Annotated in this window: 14 protein-coding genes, 1 tRNA gene, 1 other RNA gene and 1 riboswitch; of the genes, 4 read left to right on the top strand and 12 right to left on the bottom strand. The window is 65.2% G+C overall.

Translation table 11 applies throughout. The annotated features are described in order from the left end of the window. Positions 1-17: 17 nt before the first annotated feature. The 3 genes from sfnG to KTJ89_RS05490 all read right to left on the bottom strand — a co-directional run bounded on the left by sfnG (position 18) and on the right by KTJ89_RS05490 (position 2,787). Positions 18-1,166: a dimethylsulfone monooxygenase SfnG gene (gene sfnG / locus KTJ89_RS05500; protein ID WP_139469361.1), complete on the bottom strand. Its 1,149-nt coding sequence runs from the start codon at positions 1,164-1,166 to the stop codon at positions 18-20. Between the two features lie 10 nt (positions 1,167-1,176). After that, positions 1,177-1,295, bottom strand: a riboswitch (SAM riboswitch). Between the two features lie 392 nt (positions 1,296-1,687). Continuing rightward, a tRNA-Ser gene (locus KTJ89_RS05495) sits at positions 1,688-1,775 on the bottom strand. A gap of 112 nt (positions 1,776-1,887) precedes the next feature. Then, positions 1,888-2,787, bottom strand: coding sequence for a helix-turn-helix transcriptional regulator (locus KTJ89_RS05490; protein ID WP_259357026.1), 900 nt, complete (start codon positions 2,785-2,787; stop codon positions 1,888-1,890). 121 nt (positions 2,788-2,908) lie between these two features. On the opposite strand from KTJ89_RS05490, the gene KTJ89_RS05485 reads away from it, so the two are divergent. Beyond that, positions 2,909-4,432 carry an MFS transporter gene (locus tag KTJ89_RS05485; protein WP_259357025.1) on the top strand — a complete coding sequence of 508 codons (1,524 nt, stop codon included), beginning with the start codon at positions 2,909-2,911 and terminating at the stop codon, positions 4,430-4,432. Here KTJ89_RS05485 and KTJ89_RS05480 read toward each other — a convergent pair. Genes KTJ89_RS05480 through KTJ89_RS05470 form a run of 3 tightly spaced genes read right to left on the bottom strand, consistent with a single transcriptional unit; the run spans position 4,410 to position 7,485 of the window. After that, positions 4,410-5,609, bottom strand: coding sequence for an ABC transporter permease (locus KTJ89_RS05480; protein ID WP_139469358.1), 1,200 nt, complete (start codon positions 5,607-5,609; stop codon positions 4,410-4,412). The genes KTJ89_RS05485 and KTJ89_RS05480 overlap by 23 nt on opposite strands. Next, positions 5,606-6,355, bottom strand: coding sequence for an ABC transporter ATP-binding protein (locus KTJ89_RS05475; RefSeq protein ID WP_229664009.1), 750 nt, complete (start codon positions 6,353-6,355; stop codon positions 5,606-5,608). The genes KTJ89_RS05480 and KTJ89_RS05475 overlap by 4 nt, the downstream gene beginning before the upstream one ends. Continuing rightward, positions 6,352-7,485 carry a permuted SH3 domain-containing protein gene (locus KTJ89_RS05470; protein ID WP_259357024.1) on the bottom strand — a complete coding sequence of 378 codons (1,134 nt, stop codon included), beginning with the start codon at positions 7,483-7,485 and terminating at the stop codon, positions 6,352-6,354. Before KTJ89_RS05470 ends, KTJ89_RS05475 begins: the two co-directional genes overlap by 4 nt. Before the next feature lie 160 nt (positions 7,486-7,645). Here KTJ89_RS05470 and ffs point away from each other — a divergent pair. Next, an RNA gene (gene ffs, locus KTJ89_RS05465) (signal recognition particle sRNA small type) lies at positions 7,646-7,741 on the top strand. Positions 7,742-7,922: 181 nt separating this feature from the next. Further along, complete coding sequence (locus KTJ89_RS05460) at positions 7,923-9,419, top strand: L,D-transpeptidase (RefSeq protein WP_259357023.1); 1,497 nt, start codon at positions 7,923-7,925, stop codon at positions 9,417-9,419. Positions 9,420-9,470: 51 nt separating this feature from the next. Here the strand turns inward: KTJ89_RS05460 and KTJ89_RS05455 are convergent, their stop codons facing one another. Then, on the bottom strand, positions 9,471-10,499 hold the full coding sequence (locus KTJ89_RS05455; RefSeq protein ID WP_139469356.1) for an iron-siderophore ABC transporter substrate-binding protein: 1,029 nt from the start codon (positions 10,497-10,499) through the stop codon (positions 9,471-9,473). A gap of 178 nt (positions 10,500-10,677) precedes the next feature. On the opposite strand from KTJ89_RS05455, the gene KTJ89_RS05450 reads away from it, so the two are divergent. Next, positions 10,678-11,037 carry a helix-turn-helix domain-containing protein gene (locus KTJ89_RS05450; protein WP_258041885.1) on the top strand — a complete coding sequence of 120 codons (360 nt, stop codon included), beginning with the start codon at positions 10,678-10,680 and terminating at the stop codon, positions 11,035-11,037. 5 nt (positions 11,038-11,042) lie between these two features. On the opposite strand, the gene KTJ89_RS05445 is transcribed toward KTJ89_RS05450, so the two are convergent. The 5 genes from KTJ89_RS05445 to KTJ89_RS05425 form a co-directional block, all read right to left on the bottom strand. Then, a complete protein-coding gene (locus tag KTJ89_RS05445; RefSeq protein ID WP_139469354.1) occupies positions 11,043-11,324 on the bottom strand; it encodes an SHOCT domain-containing protein in 282 nt (93 codons plus the stop codon). Positions 11,325-11,443: 119 nt separating this feature from the next. Continuing rightward, the gene (locus tag KTJ89_RS05440) at positions 11,444-12,118 is read right to left on the bottom strand and encodes a response regulator transcription factor (protein WP_259357022.1); all 675 of its coding nucleotides are present in this window, start codon (positions 12,116-12,118) and stop codon (positions 11,444-11,446) included. Beyond that, positions 12,115-13,404 (bottom strand): sensor histidine kinase, encoded by a 1,290-nt coding sequence (locus KTJ89_RS05435; protein WP_259357021.1) that lies wholly within the window; start codon positions 13,402-13,404, stop codon positions 12,115-12,117. The genes KTJ89_RS05440 and KTJ89_RS05435 overlap by 4 nt, the downstream gene beginning before the upstream one ends. Before the next feature lie 80 nt (positions 13,405-13,484). Continuing rightward, a complete protein-coding gene (locus KTJ89_RS05430) occupies positions 13,485-14,066 on the bottom strand; it encodes a ClpP family protease (protein WP_259357020.1) in 582 nt (193 codons plus the stop codon). Next, positions 14,063-14,707 (bottom strand): ClpP family protease, encoded by a 645-nt coding sequence (locus tag KTJ89_RS05425; protein WP_259357019.1) that lies wholly within the window; start codon positions 14,705-14,707, stop codon positions 14,063-14,065. The genes KTJ89_RS05430 and KTJ89_RS05425 overlap by 4 nt, the downstream gene beginning before the upstream one ends. Positions 14,708-14,849: the final 142 nt, after the last annotated feature.

The raw sequence follows: 14,849 nt of genomic DNA, 5'->3' as shown, positions 1-14,849 counted from the left end.
GAAACTCGCCTCCAGGGTCAGACTCCGGCAGGGGTGAGCAGTCCCCTGTTGACGAGTTCGGCTTCCTTCTCGCGAACGATCGGGATGACGGTTTTGCCGAACGCTTCGAGTTCCTCCTGGAAGTGCAGGAAGCCGGTGAGGATGAGGTCGACGCCGATCTTCTTGTACTCGATGATGCGGTCGGCGACCTGTTCGGGAGTGCCGATGAGCTGGGTGCGGAAGCCGTCGTTGTACTGGACGAGGTCTTCGAAGCTCGAATCCGCCCACATGCCCTTCTTATCGTGAGTCGAGGCTCCGGCCTGCTGGACGGACTTGCGGAATCCTTCGACCGCGCTTTCATCGGCTTTGGCGATGATCTCACGCAGCTGTTCGCGGGCTTCGGCCTCGGTGTCGCGGACGATGGCGAACCCGTTGAGCCCGAAACGGACCTTCCGATTGTGCGCTCGGGCCACCTCGGTGACGTCGTCGTACTGTTCGCGGAAGCCGTCGAAGTCCTTGCCGTTGGAGAAGTACCAGTCGGCGTGCTTGCCGCCGTTGATGCGAGCGGCCGAGGAGTTTCCGCCTTGGAAGATCTCCGGGTGGGGGCGGCCCTCGACTGGGTAGGGGCCGGGGCGGAGGGTGAAGTCGTCGACGGTGTAGAAATTGCCGCGGTACTCGACGTTCTCCTCGGTGAAGAGCTTGCGGACGACATCCATGAACTCGGCGGACCGGCGGTACCGTTCGCCGTGTTCGAGCCACGGCAGGCCGAGGCGGGTGTATTCGTCCTTGAACCAGCCGGAGACGACGTTGATGGCGGCCCGGCCCTTCGTGAACTGGTCGGCGGTGAGGATGAACTTCGCGAGCACGGCCGGTTCCCAGATGCCCGGATGAATGGCGGCGATGACCTTGAGCTTCTCAGTGGCAAGGGCGAGCGCGAGTGACGTGGAGGTCGATTCGTGCTGCTGGGCCGCGCCGTAGCTGGAGAGGTAGCGGACCTGGCTGAGTGCGTATTCGTAGCCGACTGCCTCGGCGGTCTGTGCGAGCTTGACGTTGTAGTCGTAGCCCCAGTCGGTGCGCTGTTCGATGTTCGACACGACCAGGCCGCCGGAGACGTTGGGCACCCAGTAGGCGAACTTCAGGTCTTCGGGTTCACCGGTATAGATCGGGTTGGCGTGGAGATTCGTCATTGTGTGTCCCTTCCCATCGAAACTGGCATGAGCACCGTGTCCGCGGGGCGTGCGCTGCGCGATCTTCCGCGCCGGACCGGTTGCTGCGACGTCATCGGGCCAGTTCCCTTCAGTCGCTCGTGATGTGTGCAGGTGTGCAATATCGTGTGTGCGGGTGTGCCGTGCCAGACTACTGAGACGCAGACCACACTCGGCGGGCAGACTTCGCAGGCCGACGCATGCCGTCACAATGACGCATTCCGCCACGAACCGTCATGCGATTTGCCTTCCGGCAGCTGCGCTCCGCTGCACCCAGCTCCGCACCCCTCACCCTTGGCGGCACACCACCTCGTTGCACCGGTGCGTTGGACCAGGACCGACGAGGGATGCGAAAGCACCGGTAGCAGGTGGCACGAATGGTGCGAACTGTCACAATCGGTGTGGGATGTCCGAATACGAGCCTCCCGCGACCGGCATGGAGGTCCGCCGCCGGTGAATCGACGAAGTCCCGGCCCGCAGCAACTGCGAGACCGGGACTTCCGTGGCGGAGGATAGGGGATTCGAACCCCTGAGGGCGTTAACCCAACCCGCGTTCCAGGCGAGCGCCATAGGCCACTAGGCGAATCCTCCGCGAATCAGCTTATCCGAGTCATGACGACAATGCGAAATCGCGGTGGCCGAGTGTGAAGCATCCCACTTCCCGCAGGTGAACACGCGACCTCGTCACCCGACGGCACACGGTTCATTCCGCGACGGCGCGGAGATGCCGTTCTGCCGACGGCTGCGCCCCGTCCTCCCGTCTGCGTTCGATGCTGCCGTCATTGATCCAGCCGTGCAGCGTCTCCAATCGGGACCGCGTCACCGTGTCCACCGGCTGATAGACCGAGAGCGTCAGCCTCTGGTTCTCCTGCGCGATGAGCGTCGTCATCGTCAGCTTGAGCGTGCCCACATACGGGTTCTCAATGGTCTTGACCCGCCCGACAGATCGACCGACCGTTCCCGAATCCCACAGGCGGCAGAATTCCGGATTCCTGCGCAGCCGCGACAGCAGCGGCGACCACTCGGGATCGTCGATCGACTCCGCGTACGAGGCACGCAGCTTCGCCACGACCTGCGCCCGATGGCCGTCGTCGGAGTGGAAGGTCCGCGCCCATTCCGGGCTCTCGAAGGACTGGATCGCGCAGTTGCGGTCGGCCGGAGCGAGTGCTTCGAGGTCGGAGGCGAGATACCGTTCGACGGAGTTGAAGGCGAGGATCGTATACCGCGGATCAGTGACCATCGCCGGCAGCGGCAGCAGTTCGTCGAGCAAGGTGCGCATCTGCTCTCCCACCGCCGAGTCCCCCGGGTTCGCGACTCGATCCGGATATCCGCCCAGCAGGAAGAGATGGGCACGCTCCTCACGGTCGAGCAGGAGCGCCTCGGCGATGGATTCGAGCACCGACTCCGAGGGGTGGACCTCGCGCCCCTGCTCAAGCCAGGTGTACCAACTGGTGCCGATGTTCGCGAGCACAGCGACCTCTTCGCGCCGCAGTCCCGGCACCCTCCGCCGGGTGGCGGCCGCAAGACCGACCTCGCAGGGCCGCACTCGGTTGCGTCGCGAACGCAGGAATCGTCCTAGCTCCTCGGTTCTCACTTGTGCCATGCCTCCATTGTCCGTCCGACGCTCACCCCGTTCCACCCTGTCACCGCTCTCAGCCTGGTGGTGCGACCAACACCATCAGCACGCCCTCCCACTCCCCCGAGGCCCATCGCAGACTGGATCCATGAGAGATTCCCACACGCAGACATCATCGACCTCCGCCGAGGCGGTTCCGACCTCGGCCCTCGCCGAGGCGGTTCCGACCTCGGCCCTCGCCGAGGCTGCTCCCGGTCACGCACCCGACGTCGAGCCCGCCCCCACCGCAGGCCATCCTGCCCCCGTCCTCTGGCCGCTCCACCTCGGTGCGTTCCTCGCGACGTTCATGTTCTCCGTCTCGAACGTCGCGATCCCAGCGGTGCAGGCCGACATCGGTGCGAGTGATGCGACCTCGGCACTCATCGTCGGTCTGTTCTCCGCCGCCTTTGCCTCCGGCCTCATCCTCTGCGGTCGCATCGGGGACCGCTTCGGGCGTCGCCGCCTGTTCATGATCGGCACGGGCGCGCTCGTCATCACCTCAATCGCCGTCGGACTGGCACCCGATCCGCTCTTCCTGCTCGTGGCTCGCGCAACCCAGGGTTCGGCAGCGGCGGTGATGATGCCGCAGATCCTCGCGAGCTTCCAGCATTCGCTGTCCGGGGCCGCACGGTTGAAGGCGATCAGCCTCTTCGGCGCATTCTCCGGAGTCGGCACCGTCGGTGGTCAGGTCCTCGGTGGCGGACTCATCTCCCTCTTCGGCCAGACCTGGGGGTGGCGGGCGGCGTTCCTCAGCTGCGCGATCGCCGCCGCAGCCGCCTATCTCGGTTCCCTGCGTCTGACCGAATCACGCAGCACCGACCCGGCACCCCTCGACGCCCCCGGCGCGATCCTCCTCGGCGTGGGCATGATGTGCCTCGTCATCGGACTGGCGCTGGGACCGGTCACCGGCTGGCTTCCGCTGCCCGCAACCCTCTTGGCAGCCTGCGCTGCAGCTCTCACCGCGTTCGCACTCTGGCAGAACCGCGCCGAGGCGGCCGGACGTGACCCCCTCATTCCGCCGCAGGTGGTTCGCATCCCTGCCGCATGGATCGGGATGCTCATGGCCTTCGTGTTCTTCGCCGGCTTCGGCACGTTCCTCTACAACTTCGCGCTCACATCGCAGACCGGCCATGGTGACCCCGCCGCCGTCTCCGGACTCACGCTCGGCCTCTTCGCCGCAGCTTTCCTCATCATCTCTCTCCTCGTCCCCCGGGCCGTCGGTCGACTCGGCGGGCCCGGCACGATGGTCCTCGGCACGACCCTGCAGGCGATCAGCCTTCTCGGGGTGGCTTGGGCGTCGGCGACGGCCCCAGCCACAGAATGGAATCTGTGGTTCCAGCTTCCGGGAGTCGTCCTCGGCGCGGCTCAGGCTCTCCAGTTCGGTCCTCTTGTCGGCACCGTGGTCGGAGCGGTCCCCGACCGAGTGGCCGGGCTGAGCGGCGGTCTCATCGCAACGATGCAGCAGGCAGGCATCGCCGTGGGCGTGGCACTGCTCGGAGCGCTCTTCCATGTCTTCACGCTCAGCCTCGGCTATGACAATGCCTTCGCCGTGGCATGCCTCGTTCAGGTCGGGCTGTGCCTGGCCTTCGGAACGGGCGCTCTGGCACTCCTCAGGCTCGGATCGCGTCGATGATCCGCACCCGAGTGGCGACGACAGCAGGCACCGATCCTGCCAGCGCTCCGGCTCCGACCGAGACGAGCATGCCCACGATCGCGGCAGAGATCGGGACCTGCGGAGTGCTCGCACCGTCGAACATGAACTCAGAGACGAGCGGCGCCTTGAGCACGAGCACGGCGATGAGAACGCCGACAGCGCCTGCGATGGTCGTCGCGACGACGCTCTCCATCATCACGGAGAAGAAGATGCGCCGACTCGTCGCCCCGAAGGATCTGCGGATGCCGATCTCCCTGATCCGCTGTTGGATCGTCACAAGAGAGATGTTGAGCAGGCCGAGCATACCCATGAAGAGAATGAGGATGCTGATGACCAACAGCACGTTCTTCACCGGACCCAGTGTTTCATCGATGTCCGAGGCGAAATCGGTTCTGTCCGCACTGACGTCGAAGCCGGGCAGCTGCCGTCTGAGATCACTCGTCACCTGTTTGCTCAGCTCCTCACCGACCTCGGGCGGCACCCACATCTCGAATTCGGTGACGGCGTAGGCGTCTGCGGCGAACTGCTTCTCCTGCCCGTTGAGGACGTAGATCTCCCCGTACTCCTGGAATTCGGAGGAGGGCACCGAACCGATGACCGTGGCCGTCTTCTTCGGGGAACCGGACAGCTCGATCGTGGCCGGCAGGGAAGTCGGGTCGATGCCGTATTCGCTGAGGAAAGTCTCATCGGCGACGACGGCCGGCGACAGGTTCGCAGCGTCACCGGCGGTGAACCACCTGCCGTGATCGACGGAGAGTCGGCGCATGACGTCGAAATCCGGGTCGACGATGTACATCGAGGCGCTGACGGTGCCAGCCGGTCCCGGCACCGTGGTTTCGGCCTGACCGTAGGCGGAGATGTGGCTGATTCCGAAACGGTCGGCGGTCTCGTCGAGTGCTGACCGGACCTTCTCGACCTCGGATTCGCCCATCTCGGACTCGGTCGGATTGAGGCTCAGGGTGTAGGTCGCGGCTCGACCACCCTGCTGCTCGTACGAGTCGGCGAGCCCCTTCTGCATCATGTTCCCGAACCCGACGACGAGGGTCAGTGCACACACTGCCACGCCGACGCCGATCAGGGACATCAGCACGCGCACCTTGTGCACCCTCAGTTCCTGCCAGGCTTCGACGATCGATGCGGCGAATCCTGTGATCATCGGCTCTCACCCGCCAGCGCCTCGGCGGTGGCCCCGTCGAGGACCGGATGGAGACACCCCTGACTGAGCGAGAACTGTCGGGTGGCCATGTTCGCCACCCCGAGATCATGGGTGATCGTGATGAGCGCGGCACCCGAGTCCTTGGTGATGCCGTCGAGGATCTCCATGACCTGACGCCCCGTCTCAACGTCAAGGGCGCCCGTCGGCTCGTCGGCGAGCACGAGCTTCGGCTCACGCACCAGCGCGCGTGCGATCGCGACTCTCTGCTGCTCACCTCCGGAGAGACGGTTCGGCTTCGCCTCGATCCGGTCGCCGAGGCCGAGGCGCTCGAGCATGGCTTCGGCCGATCTCCGCCGATTGCGGAACTCCCGTCCGGTGGCGTACATCAGCGGGGCTTCGACGTTTTCGACCGCGGTGCGTCCGGGCAGGAGGTTGAACTGCTGGAAGACGAATCCGATGTCCCGTCCTCTGATCGCTGCGGCCCTGTTCCGGGAGATCTTCTGCACGGGTTCACCTGCGAACTCCATGTCCCCGGTCGTCGGCGCGTCGAGGAGTCCGAGGATGTTGAGCAGCGTCGATTTGCCGGTGCCGGAGCGACCGACGATGCCGATGTGCTCCCCCACCCCCACCTCGAGGTCGATATCGGCAAGGATCGTGAGCAGCTGATCGTCAGCGATCGGCACCGAACGCGACACATGTCGCAGCGAGAGCAGAGTCTCTGCCGCCGTCGGCTCCGGGCGGCTCACCAGTCCTCTCCCTCGCCGAACTCGTCATCCATGCCGCCCTCGGAACTCTCGTCTTCGGGTTCGGTGCCGGGAACGAATTCATCGATCTCCTCACCTTCCTCCAGGCCCGACTTCACTTCGACCATGGACCCGTCGTTGAGGCCGATCTCGACCTCACGCTCGTCGGACTTACCACCGTCTCCGGTCACCCAGACTGATCCCTTCTCGGTGAGTCCGCGCACCGCGGTCACCGGAACGACGATGACGTCCTTCGCCTCTCCCGCATCGATGGTCATAGTGAGATCGAGGCTGTTGTAGACGGTGACATCGTCGGGGATGGCACAGATCAGCTGCGGAGCGTCTCCGGAACCTCCCTCCGAGCCTTCGGCGGCAGAACCGTCGTCACCTGCGCCTTCAGCCCCTGGGTCCTCGGACTCATCCTCACTCGTCGACGACGATCCCGAGGCCGTACCCGGTCCCTGGTCAAGTCTGAGACCCGTGCAGTCGAAGGGCTTCGGGCCCTCGTCGATTGCGATGTTCGCGGTATCCGGAAGCTCCTGCACTCGGTAGAGGTCGGTCGCCTTGATCGGCGCCTTGGCGGTGAAGGTCTTCTTCAGCAGCTCGGTCACCTGGGTGTCGGCAGAGACGGTGTCACCCTGCTCGACGGAGAAATCACCCACCGTGCCGTCTTCCGCAGCGATCACCGAATGATACTTCGGCTTGGCCGGGGTCGACGGGTCGCCTCCCGATGCCTCGTCCCCGCCATCCGAGTCTGCTGTCTCGGCATCGTCGCTGCCGCCGTCCGGCTCTTCGGGCGCCTCCTGCTCACCCTCGCTTCGGACCTGGAACAGCTCCGCGCCTTTGAATACCTCATCACCGGGCTTGACGAAGAGATGGTTGACCACTCCGTCGTGGTCGGCTTTGACCGCAGTCGGGGAGTCGACGTTGATGCGTCCCTTGACCTCGATTGTGTTGGAGATGTCGCCGCGTTCGGCGGTGATGGTGGATTCCGCCGGCTCCCCACTGGCACCGACATCGTCGAATTCGTCGTCGGCAGCCGGTTTGAAGGCGATCCAGCCGAGGAATACAGCGATGAGGATGAGGACGAGGAGGAAGGCCAGCGGCAGAACCACTCTGCGGAAAATGTGCATGATTCCTTAGGGATGGGAAACGAGGATGCGTCCACACTATCCAGTGAATGTCCCGCTCAGATGATGTTTCTGTCACGAGTGGATAACAGTGTCCTTGTCGCAATCTTGTGTCCCCGCCCACTCGTTTTGTCCACCGAGGCCGCTCTCGACTAGACTGATTCACGGCTCCCCGTGCGGCGTCATCTTGTGAACTCCCCCAGGGCCGGAAGGCAGCAAGGGTAAGCGAGCTCTGTCGGGTGCACGGGGAGTCCTCTATTCCCCAACATCACAATTCCACAACTCCCCCCTCTCCCCCATCCGCCCTGGTCAGCTCTGCCTCCACGACCTTTCGGGCGCCAGAATCGGGGCGAAGAAGCGAAAGCGTTAATACTTTCGTGATTTTGCTTCATTACCATTATTCGCAGTTCTCATCCCTGTGTTCAAACGAGGTTTCCCTGTTGTCCACGAAGATCCAAGGGGCCGTTGCCGCCCTTTCGGCGCTGGCCCTGCTCACGGCGTGCACGCCGTCGAGCGACGATCCCGACGCGACCCGCAATGGCGCGAACAAGACCGCCGAGGCGGCCGCGGATCCCGTGTTCCGCGTCGGAGCCATCACCTCCGAGGCAGCAGAATCCGCGTCCGAATCGACGCCGTCTTCGCAGCCCAGCGATGCGACCTCCTCAGTTGCACCGAGTGAGTCCGCCGATGCGGCGACCGCGATGCCCGGCGCCGGGGACTTCGGCGAGGTGACCGAATCCGGTGACGACATCGACCTCGAGGCCGGCCAGCGGATCGGCATCTCCGTCGAGAACGCAGACCTCAGTGACATCTCCGTCACTGAGGAGGCCCACCCCCGGATCGCGCACGATCCCGGCACGTTCTTCGACGCTTCGGGCACCGTGCTCGAGACAGATGACGACGCCCACGCCGGTTCGTCGACACCGAGCTCCACCGAGTCCGGGACCGCCGACGATGGTTCGAAGGACGCCGAAACAGACGACAAGGACACCGCCGAGGCGGTCGCCGCCCCGGACGAATCCGCCGCCTGGATCTCGACCTACGGCCTCGTCGCCGACAGCGAATACACCGTGAAAGTCACCGCCACCACTGCCGACGGAGACGAAGTCGACCTCGACGCAACGATCACCGTCGGTGACAGCGACGGCGCCCCGATGTCGGTGCGCACAACGCTCGCCGACGACCAGACGGTCGGCGTCGCCGCCCCCATCATGCTCAACTTCGGTTCCACCGTGTCCAAGGACTTCCGCGACGATGTCGAACGCCGCCTCTCGGTCAAGGTCACCGATGAAGACGGCAAGGAGCGGGAGGTCGAAGGCTCCTGGGGTTGGCTCTACGACGATCCGCAGTCCCGCCTGCATTTCCGCCCGAAGGAATTCTGGCCCGCTCATTCGAAGGTCTCCGTCGACGTCCCGCTCAAGGATGTGCCGACGGGCGAGAACAGCGTGGGTCAGAACGACCTCACCCTCGATTTCGAGATCGGACGCAAACAGGTCGTCAAGGCCGATGCGCAGTCCCATCGCATGACCGTCACTCGTGACGGCAAGACCGTCATGGACTTCCCTGCCTCGCTCGGCGCACCGAAGTCCCCGTCCTACAACGGCACGCATGTGGTCATGTCGAAGGCCGCCGACTATACGATGACCTCCGAACAATGGGACTACGAGACCGATGTGCAGTGGGCGGTGCGCATCCACAACAACGGAGAATTCATCCACGCCGCCCCGTGGTCGGCAGGCGTCCAAGGTTCGCAGAACGTCTCCCACGGCTGCATCAATCTCACCACCGAACGGGCCAAGGAGTACTACGACTCCGCGATCTTCGGCGATCCCGTCGAGGTCACCGGTTCCCAAGTGAGCCTGTCGACCAATGACAGCGACATCTCGGACTGGGTGTACTCCTGGGATGAATGGAAGAAGCTGAGCGCCCTCGATTGAGAGCGCCCAGCTTGCTTGCCTGACTGATGCGGCAGGCTCCTCGCCGACGACTTACTTGTCGAGCTTCTTCACCGCTTTGTCGATCATCGGCACATAGCGTTCGAGCGTCCAGGGGACGGTGAGCGGGTTGATGATCGAGGATCCGGTGACGAAGGGCTGATCATCCGGAGCCACGACAGCCCCGGCCTTGATCGCCGGAATATTCGCATACAGTCCCTGCGATTCGATCTCTTTCCTGTTCTTCTCATCGGAGTAGAAGGTGAAGATGAGGTCCGAATCGTTGAGCTTGTCCGCGTTCTCCAGACCGATGAGCGCTGAATCCGTTCCCGGCTCGTCGTAGTCCTTCTTCAGCTCGTCGATGATCGGATCCGGGGTCAGTCCGAGCGCCGAGACCATCGCCACCCGCTGCTCGTTGGGGTAGAAGACGCCGAGGGTGCCGGGACCCGAGTTGTAGATGAAGGAGAACGTGAGGTCCTTGTATTCCTCTCGCTTCGCCTCTTTCAGCTGCGTCTTGATGTCGTCGACGAGGCCTTCTGATTCCTCTTCCTGACCGAGCGCCTTGCCGATCGTGGTGATCTGCTCATCCCACTTGATCGTCCACGGCTGCTTCGGGTAAGCCACGGTCGGGGCGATGGCATCGAGCTGCTTGTACTGCTCGGCCGTGATTCCCGACCAGGGGGCGAGGATGACATCCGGTTCGAGTTCGGCGATGGCTTCGACGTCGAGTTCCGTATCCCCCTGGAACTGTTCGGGCAGCTTCTCACCCTTGTCCTTCACGGCCTCGTAGATCCACGGCATGTAGCCGGTGTCATCGGATCCCCAGGCATATTCCTCCATGCCGACCGGCGTCTTGCCCAAAGCGATCGCAGTTTCCGTCGATCCCTGGCCGAGGGTGACGACGCGTTCGGGCTCGGATTCGATGACCGCTTCACCGAGTGCGTGCTTGATCGTCACGGTCTCGAAATTCGCGGACCCGGATTCCTCCGCGGCCTGCGATCCCTGCCCGCAGGCGGTGGCGGTGAGCGAGAGCGCGACGAGCGCTCCGGCGATGACGGCCCGGCGGCTGTGAGGAACTGACATTCCTGTCCTTTCGACAGTGGTCGGAGCCTGATACGACCCCTCGACATTAACGTAGGCCAGCCTAACTTAACCTACTGCCGTTTCCGCAACACCTGTGAGCCACTTCACTTAAGTCATCCTCATCTGCTGACAGCAGAAACCCTCGCCGAGGCGGCCCTACCGACCGTAGGCTCACCCCATGACCGACATGCTCCCGCACAACCCGACCCCGCCGCCGCTGTGGCGTGAGGCGCTCGGCCGCGCTCTCCGACTGCGCCGCACCGATTTGGGTCTCACACTGGCTCAGGTCTCCCACCGGTCCGGGGTCTCGACCCAGTTCCTCTCCGAGATCGAACGCGGGCTCAAGGACCCGTCGTCGGAGGTCATCGAGGCAGTGGCCGAGGTGCTCGAGCTCCAGCTGCCGCAGGTCCTCGTGCTCGCTGCCTTCGGCCTGACTTCCGGGGTCCCTGCGACCGCGCTGCTGTCGGCGACCGATATGACGCGAGCCGCACCTGCTCCGCCTGCAGCGGATCAGGTACGGCTCGCCCTCGCGGCCTGAACGGCTCAGCCGTTCCCGGCCTCGAGCCGATTCGCCCGCAGCACCTCGAGTCGGGCACGATATTCGGCCTCCTCGATATCCCCCTGGGCGAAGCGCTGGGCCAGAGTCGCCTCGGCGCTCCTCGTTCCCTCTCGTGCCGCAGCCGCCCACGGCGGTCCCCCGGCCTGCCGCCACCGGCGACGGTTGAGGGTCACGATGAGGGTGACGATGAGTCCGATGACGAGGACCCAGAAGATCGGAATGAGGAAGAAGAACGGCCAGGCCAGCGGTCCGTGTTCCATGTGCATGATGCCTCCTTGGCGGGTGTCCACGCCGTTCGTGGACCTGACATCAATGACACACCTCGGGCCGGTCGCTGCGAATCCGCCGAAGGGAGTCACCTGCGCTGCTCCGCACGGAGCAGAACTCAGTGCTCGTTCAGCCAACCGGGCGACACCAGCCCCGATTCGTAGGCGAGGACGACGAGGTGGACGCGGTCTCTGGCCCCGACCTTCGTCATGATGCGCGAGACATGGGTCTTCGCGGTCAGCGGGGAGAGCACGAGCGATTCGGCGATCTCGTCGTTCGACTGACCGCGGCCGACGAGCGCGAGAACTTCGCGTTCGCGGTCGGTGAGAACGTCGAGCCCGGAGTCGGGTTCTGCCTTCAGCCCCAAGGACATGCGGGAGAGCAGGTATTTCGTGACTTCGGGCGAGAGCAGGGCCTCACCGGCGGCCACGACGCGCACGGCGCGGATGAGGTCGGTCGGGTCGGTGTCCTTCAACAGGAAGCCGCTCGCCCCGGCGCGCACGGCGCGGACGATGTATTCGTCGAGTCCGAAGGTCGTCACGAGCACCACGCGGACGGCATCGAACCGCGGATCGGCGGCGATCTCCTCCGTCGTCCACAGTCCGTCTCCGTCGGGCATGCGGATGTCCATGAGGACGACGTCGGCGGGTGCTGTGCGCAGTGCTTCGAGCAGGGCATGCCCTCCGGAAGCTTGGATCGTGACCTCGATATCGTCTTCGGAATCGAGCAGTGAGGCGAAGCCGGCGCGCACGAGCTGATGGTCATCGGCGATGGCGACTCGGATCGGTGTCATCGATGCGGCTCCTCGTCCGGCAGCTCTGCATGGTCGGCGTTCCAGGGGAGGTCGACGTCGACGACGGTGCCCTGCCGACCCTTCGAGGTCAGGGTGAGTGACCCTTTCAGCAGCTTCGCCCGCTCGCGCATGCCCATGATTCCCGTCCCTTCGACTCCGTCTGGGAGTCCTGTCCCGTCATCGCTGATGCTCACCTGCAGCCGATCCGAGTTCCGTGCGATGACGACTCGTGCGCTGCCGGCGCCGGCATGTCTGAGCACGTTCGTCAGCGCTTCCTGGATGATCCGATAGGCGGCTGCGTCCGTTGACTGGCCGGGTGTCTCTCTCACTCCCTCGGAGTCTGTGGCCCGCCGGTCGTCCACCCTGATGTCAGTGGAGCCGACGAGGCGGGAGACCAGCGCCGGAACGGCGTCGAGCCCGAGGACCGGAGCCAAGGGCGCCGGTCCTGAGGCTTCCGCAGCACCGGTGTCGGAGCGCATCGTGTGCAGCACGGTGCGCACTTCGTTGAGCCCTGTGCGGCTGAGTTCTCTGATGGCCGCGAGTGCGGACCGTGCCTGTTCCGGATCGCGGTCGATGAGGTGTTCGCCGACTCCGGCTTGGACGTTGATCTGGGACAGAGCATGGCCGAGGACGTCGTGGAGGTCCCGGGCGATGCGCAGTCGTTCGGCCTGGACGACCTCGGCGTGGCGTGCGCTCTGTCGGGCTGCCTCCTGGCGACGGAGCTCGCTGCGCCGGCGGACGAATGCGCCGATGCCCACGGCGATGGCGAGTCCCATCGTCGCCGAGACCACCCGCCCTACCGACCAGTCGATTCCCAGCAGGGGACCCAGTAGCAGGCAGCCCGCCCATACTCCCGCCGCCGAGGCGATCGCCCAGAATGCCTTTCCACGGACGATCGCGGCGACGACGGCGAAGAGGAAGGCGGCATAGAACGGCGTCGTCCCGGGCCCGGCCTCTGCGGGCGACCAGGGACCGCGGTCGCTCCACGCACCCGGTCCCATGCCGAATCCGCCAGGGCCCGGATCGGGCGTCACCGCCGCCCACACGAGGACGTCGAGGAGGACGAGCCCTGCCAGTACGGCCACGCGCGGTCCGGGCCACCGCGCTGCGAAGAGGAAGATCGCCGGTGAGAGGACCGCGGTGCCGATGCGGATGATCATCGCGGCCGCAGACGTCTCGGTCGCCGCGGCGAGGACGATGGCGAACGGCAGCTGCAGCACCGCTGCGGCGACGGTGAGCAGGACGACTCGCCTGCGCGCGCGGCGGTCTGGACGGTCCGGTCTCATTCTCCGATCGTAGCGACCCGGACCGGACGCCGTCGTCATCCTCGGGGAGTATCTCGACCCACCTCGGTGAGAGTACGCGGTCAGAGGATGACGTCGACGAGTCCGAAGTCCCGTGCCGCCTTCGCGTCGAGGACGAGGTCGCGATCGAAGTCACGGTGGATCTGCTCCGGGGTCCGACCGGTGCTGTCGGCGAGCATCTCTTCGATGTCCCGCCGTTGCCGGACGATTTCGTCTGCGGCGACGATGAGGTCGGGGATCGTGCCGCGCGCTCCTTCGGCATGCGGCTGGCGCAGCACGGCGCGGGCGTGGGCGAGCATGGCCCGCTGGCCGGGTTCTCCGGCGGCCAGGAGCACGGCCGCATCGGCGACGGCCTGCCCGACGCAGGTGGTGGCCACGGGCGCGCCGATGTGGTGCATTGCGTCGAAGATCGCCGTCATCGCGGTCAGGGAGCCGCCCGGGGAATTGATGTACATGCTGATCGGCAGGTCCCGGCTGCTCGAATCGAGGTGGAGCAGCTGCGCGATGATCGTGTTCGCCACGCCGTCGTCGATGGGCACGCCGAGGTAGACGATGCGGTTGCCGAGCAGATGCGAGTAGACGTCGACGATCTTCTCGCTGCCACCGGTTCGGTCGACGACGTTGGGGATCGTGTACTGGCTCATCGGCTTCCTCCGATCTGAGCTCGCAGGTCGGACGGGGAGTCGATGACGCGATCGATGAGTCCGTACTCAATCGCCTCCTCGGCGGTGAACCACCGGTCGCGCAGGGAGTCTTCGAAGATGCGGTCGTAGGTCTTTCCGGTTGCCTCGGCGATCCGGTGCAGGACGGTGTCTCTGACCGATCGGAGGTCATCGCCCTGGAGTTCGATGTCGGCGGCGGCTCCGCCGATTCCGCTCGATCCTTGGTGGAGGAGGATGCGAGCGTGGGGCAGGGCGAGGCGTCGTCCGGGCGTTCCCATGCTGAGAACGAATTGTCCCGCCGAGGCGGCCCACCCGAAGGCGATCGTGACCACGTCGTTGGGCAGAGCGGCGATGGTGTCGGCGATCGCGTGCATCATCGGCACGGAGCCTCCGGGAGAGTTGATCCACAGGTGGATATCGGAGCGCGGGTCCTCGGCGGAGAGGAGGACGAGTCGGGAGATGATCTCCATTCCGTTCTCGTCGCGCAGTTCGCCGTTGAAGACGACGGACCGGTAGGCGTAGAGCATTCGCTGGGATTCGGGGATCGCGGTGGCCGCGTCGGCCTCGTCGGAGTCGGAGAACAGAGGTGGTCGGCTGTGGGGCGAAGAGTTGAGAGTGAACATGCGTCCACACTGGCAGTGCCGGTGGGAGTGGGGAACCCTGATCCGCTCGGCGCAGACGTCTGCCGCTGTGAGCGGACGGACTCCGTTTCACTGAACCGCCCGCACAGGCCCACGTGCTAGCATCGACGCACCGGGAAGGGGA

This window comes from Brevibacterium sediminis, from assembly GCF_024895295.1.
GTDB lineage: Bacteria > Actinomycetota > Actinomycetes > Actinomycetales > Brevibacteriaceae > Brevibacterium > Brevibacterium sediminis.
This window is presented reverse-complemented; position numbering and strand designations above follow the sequence as displayed.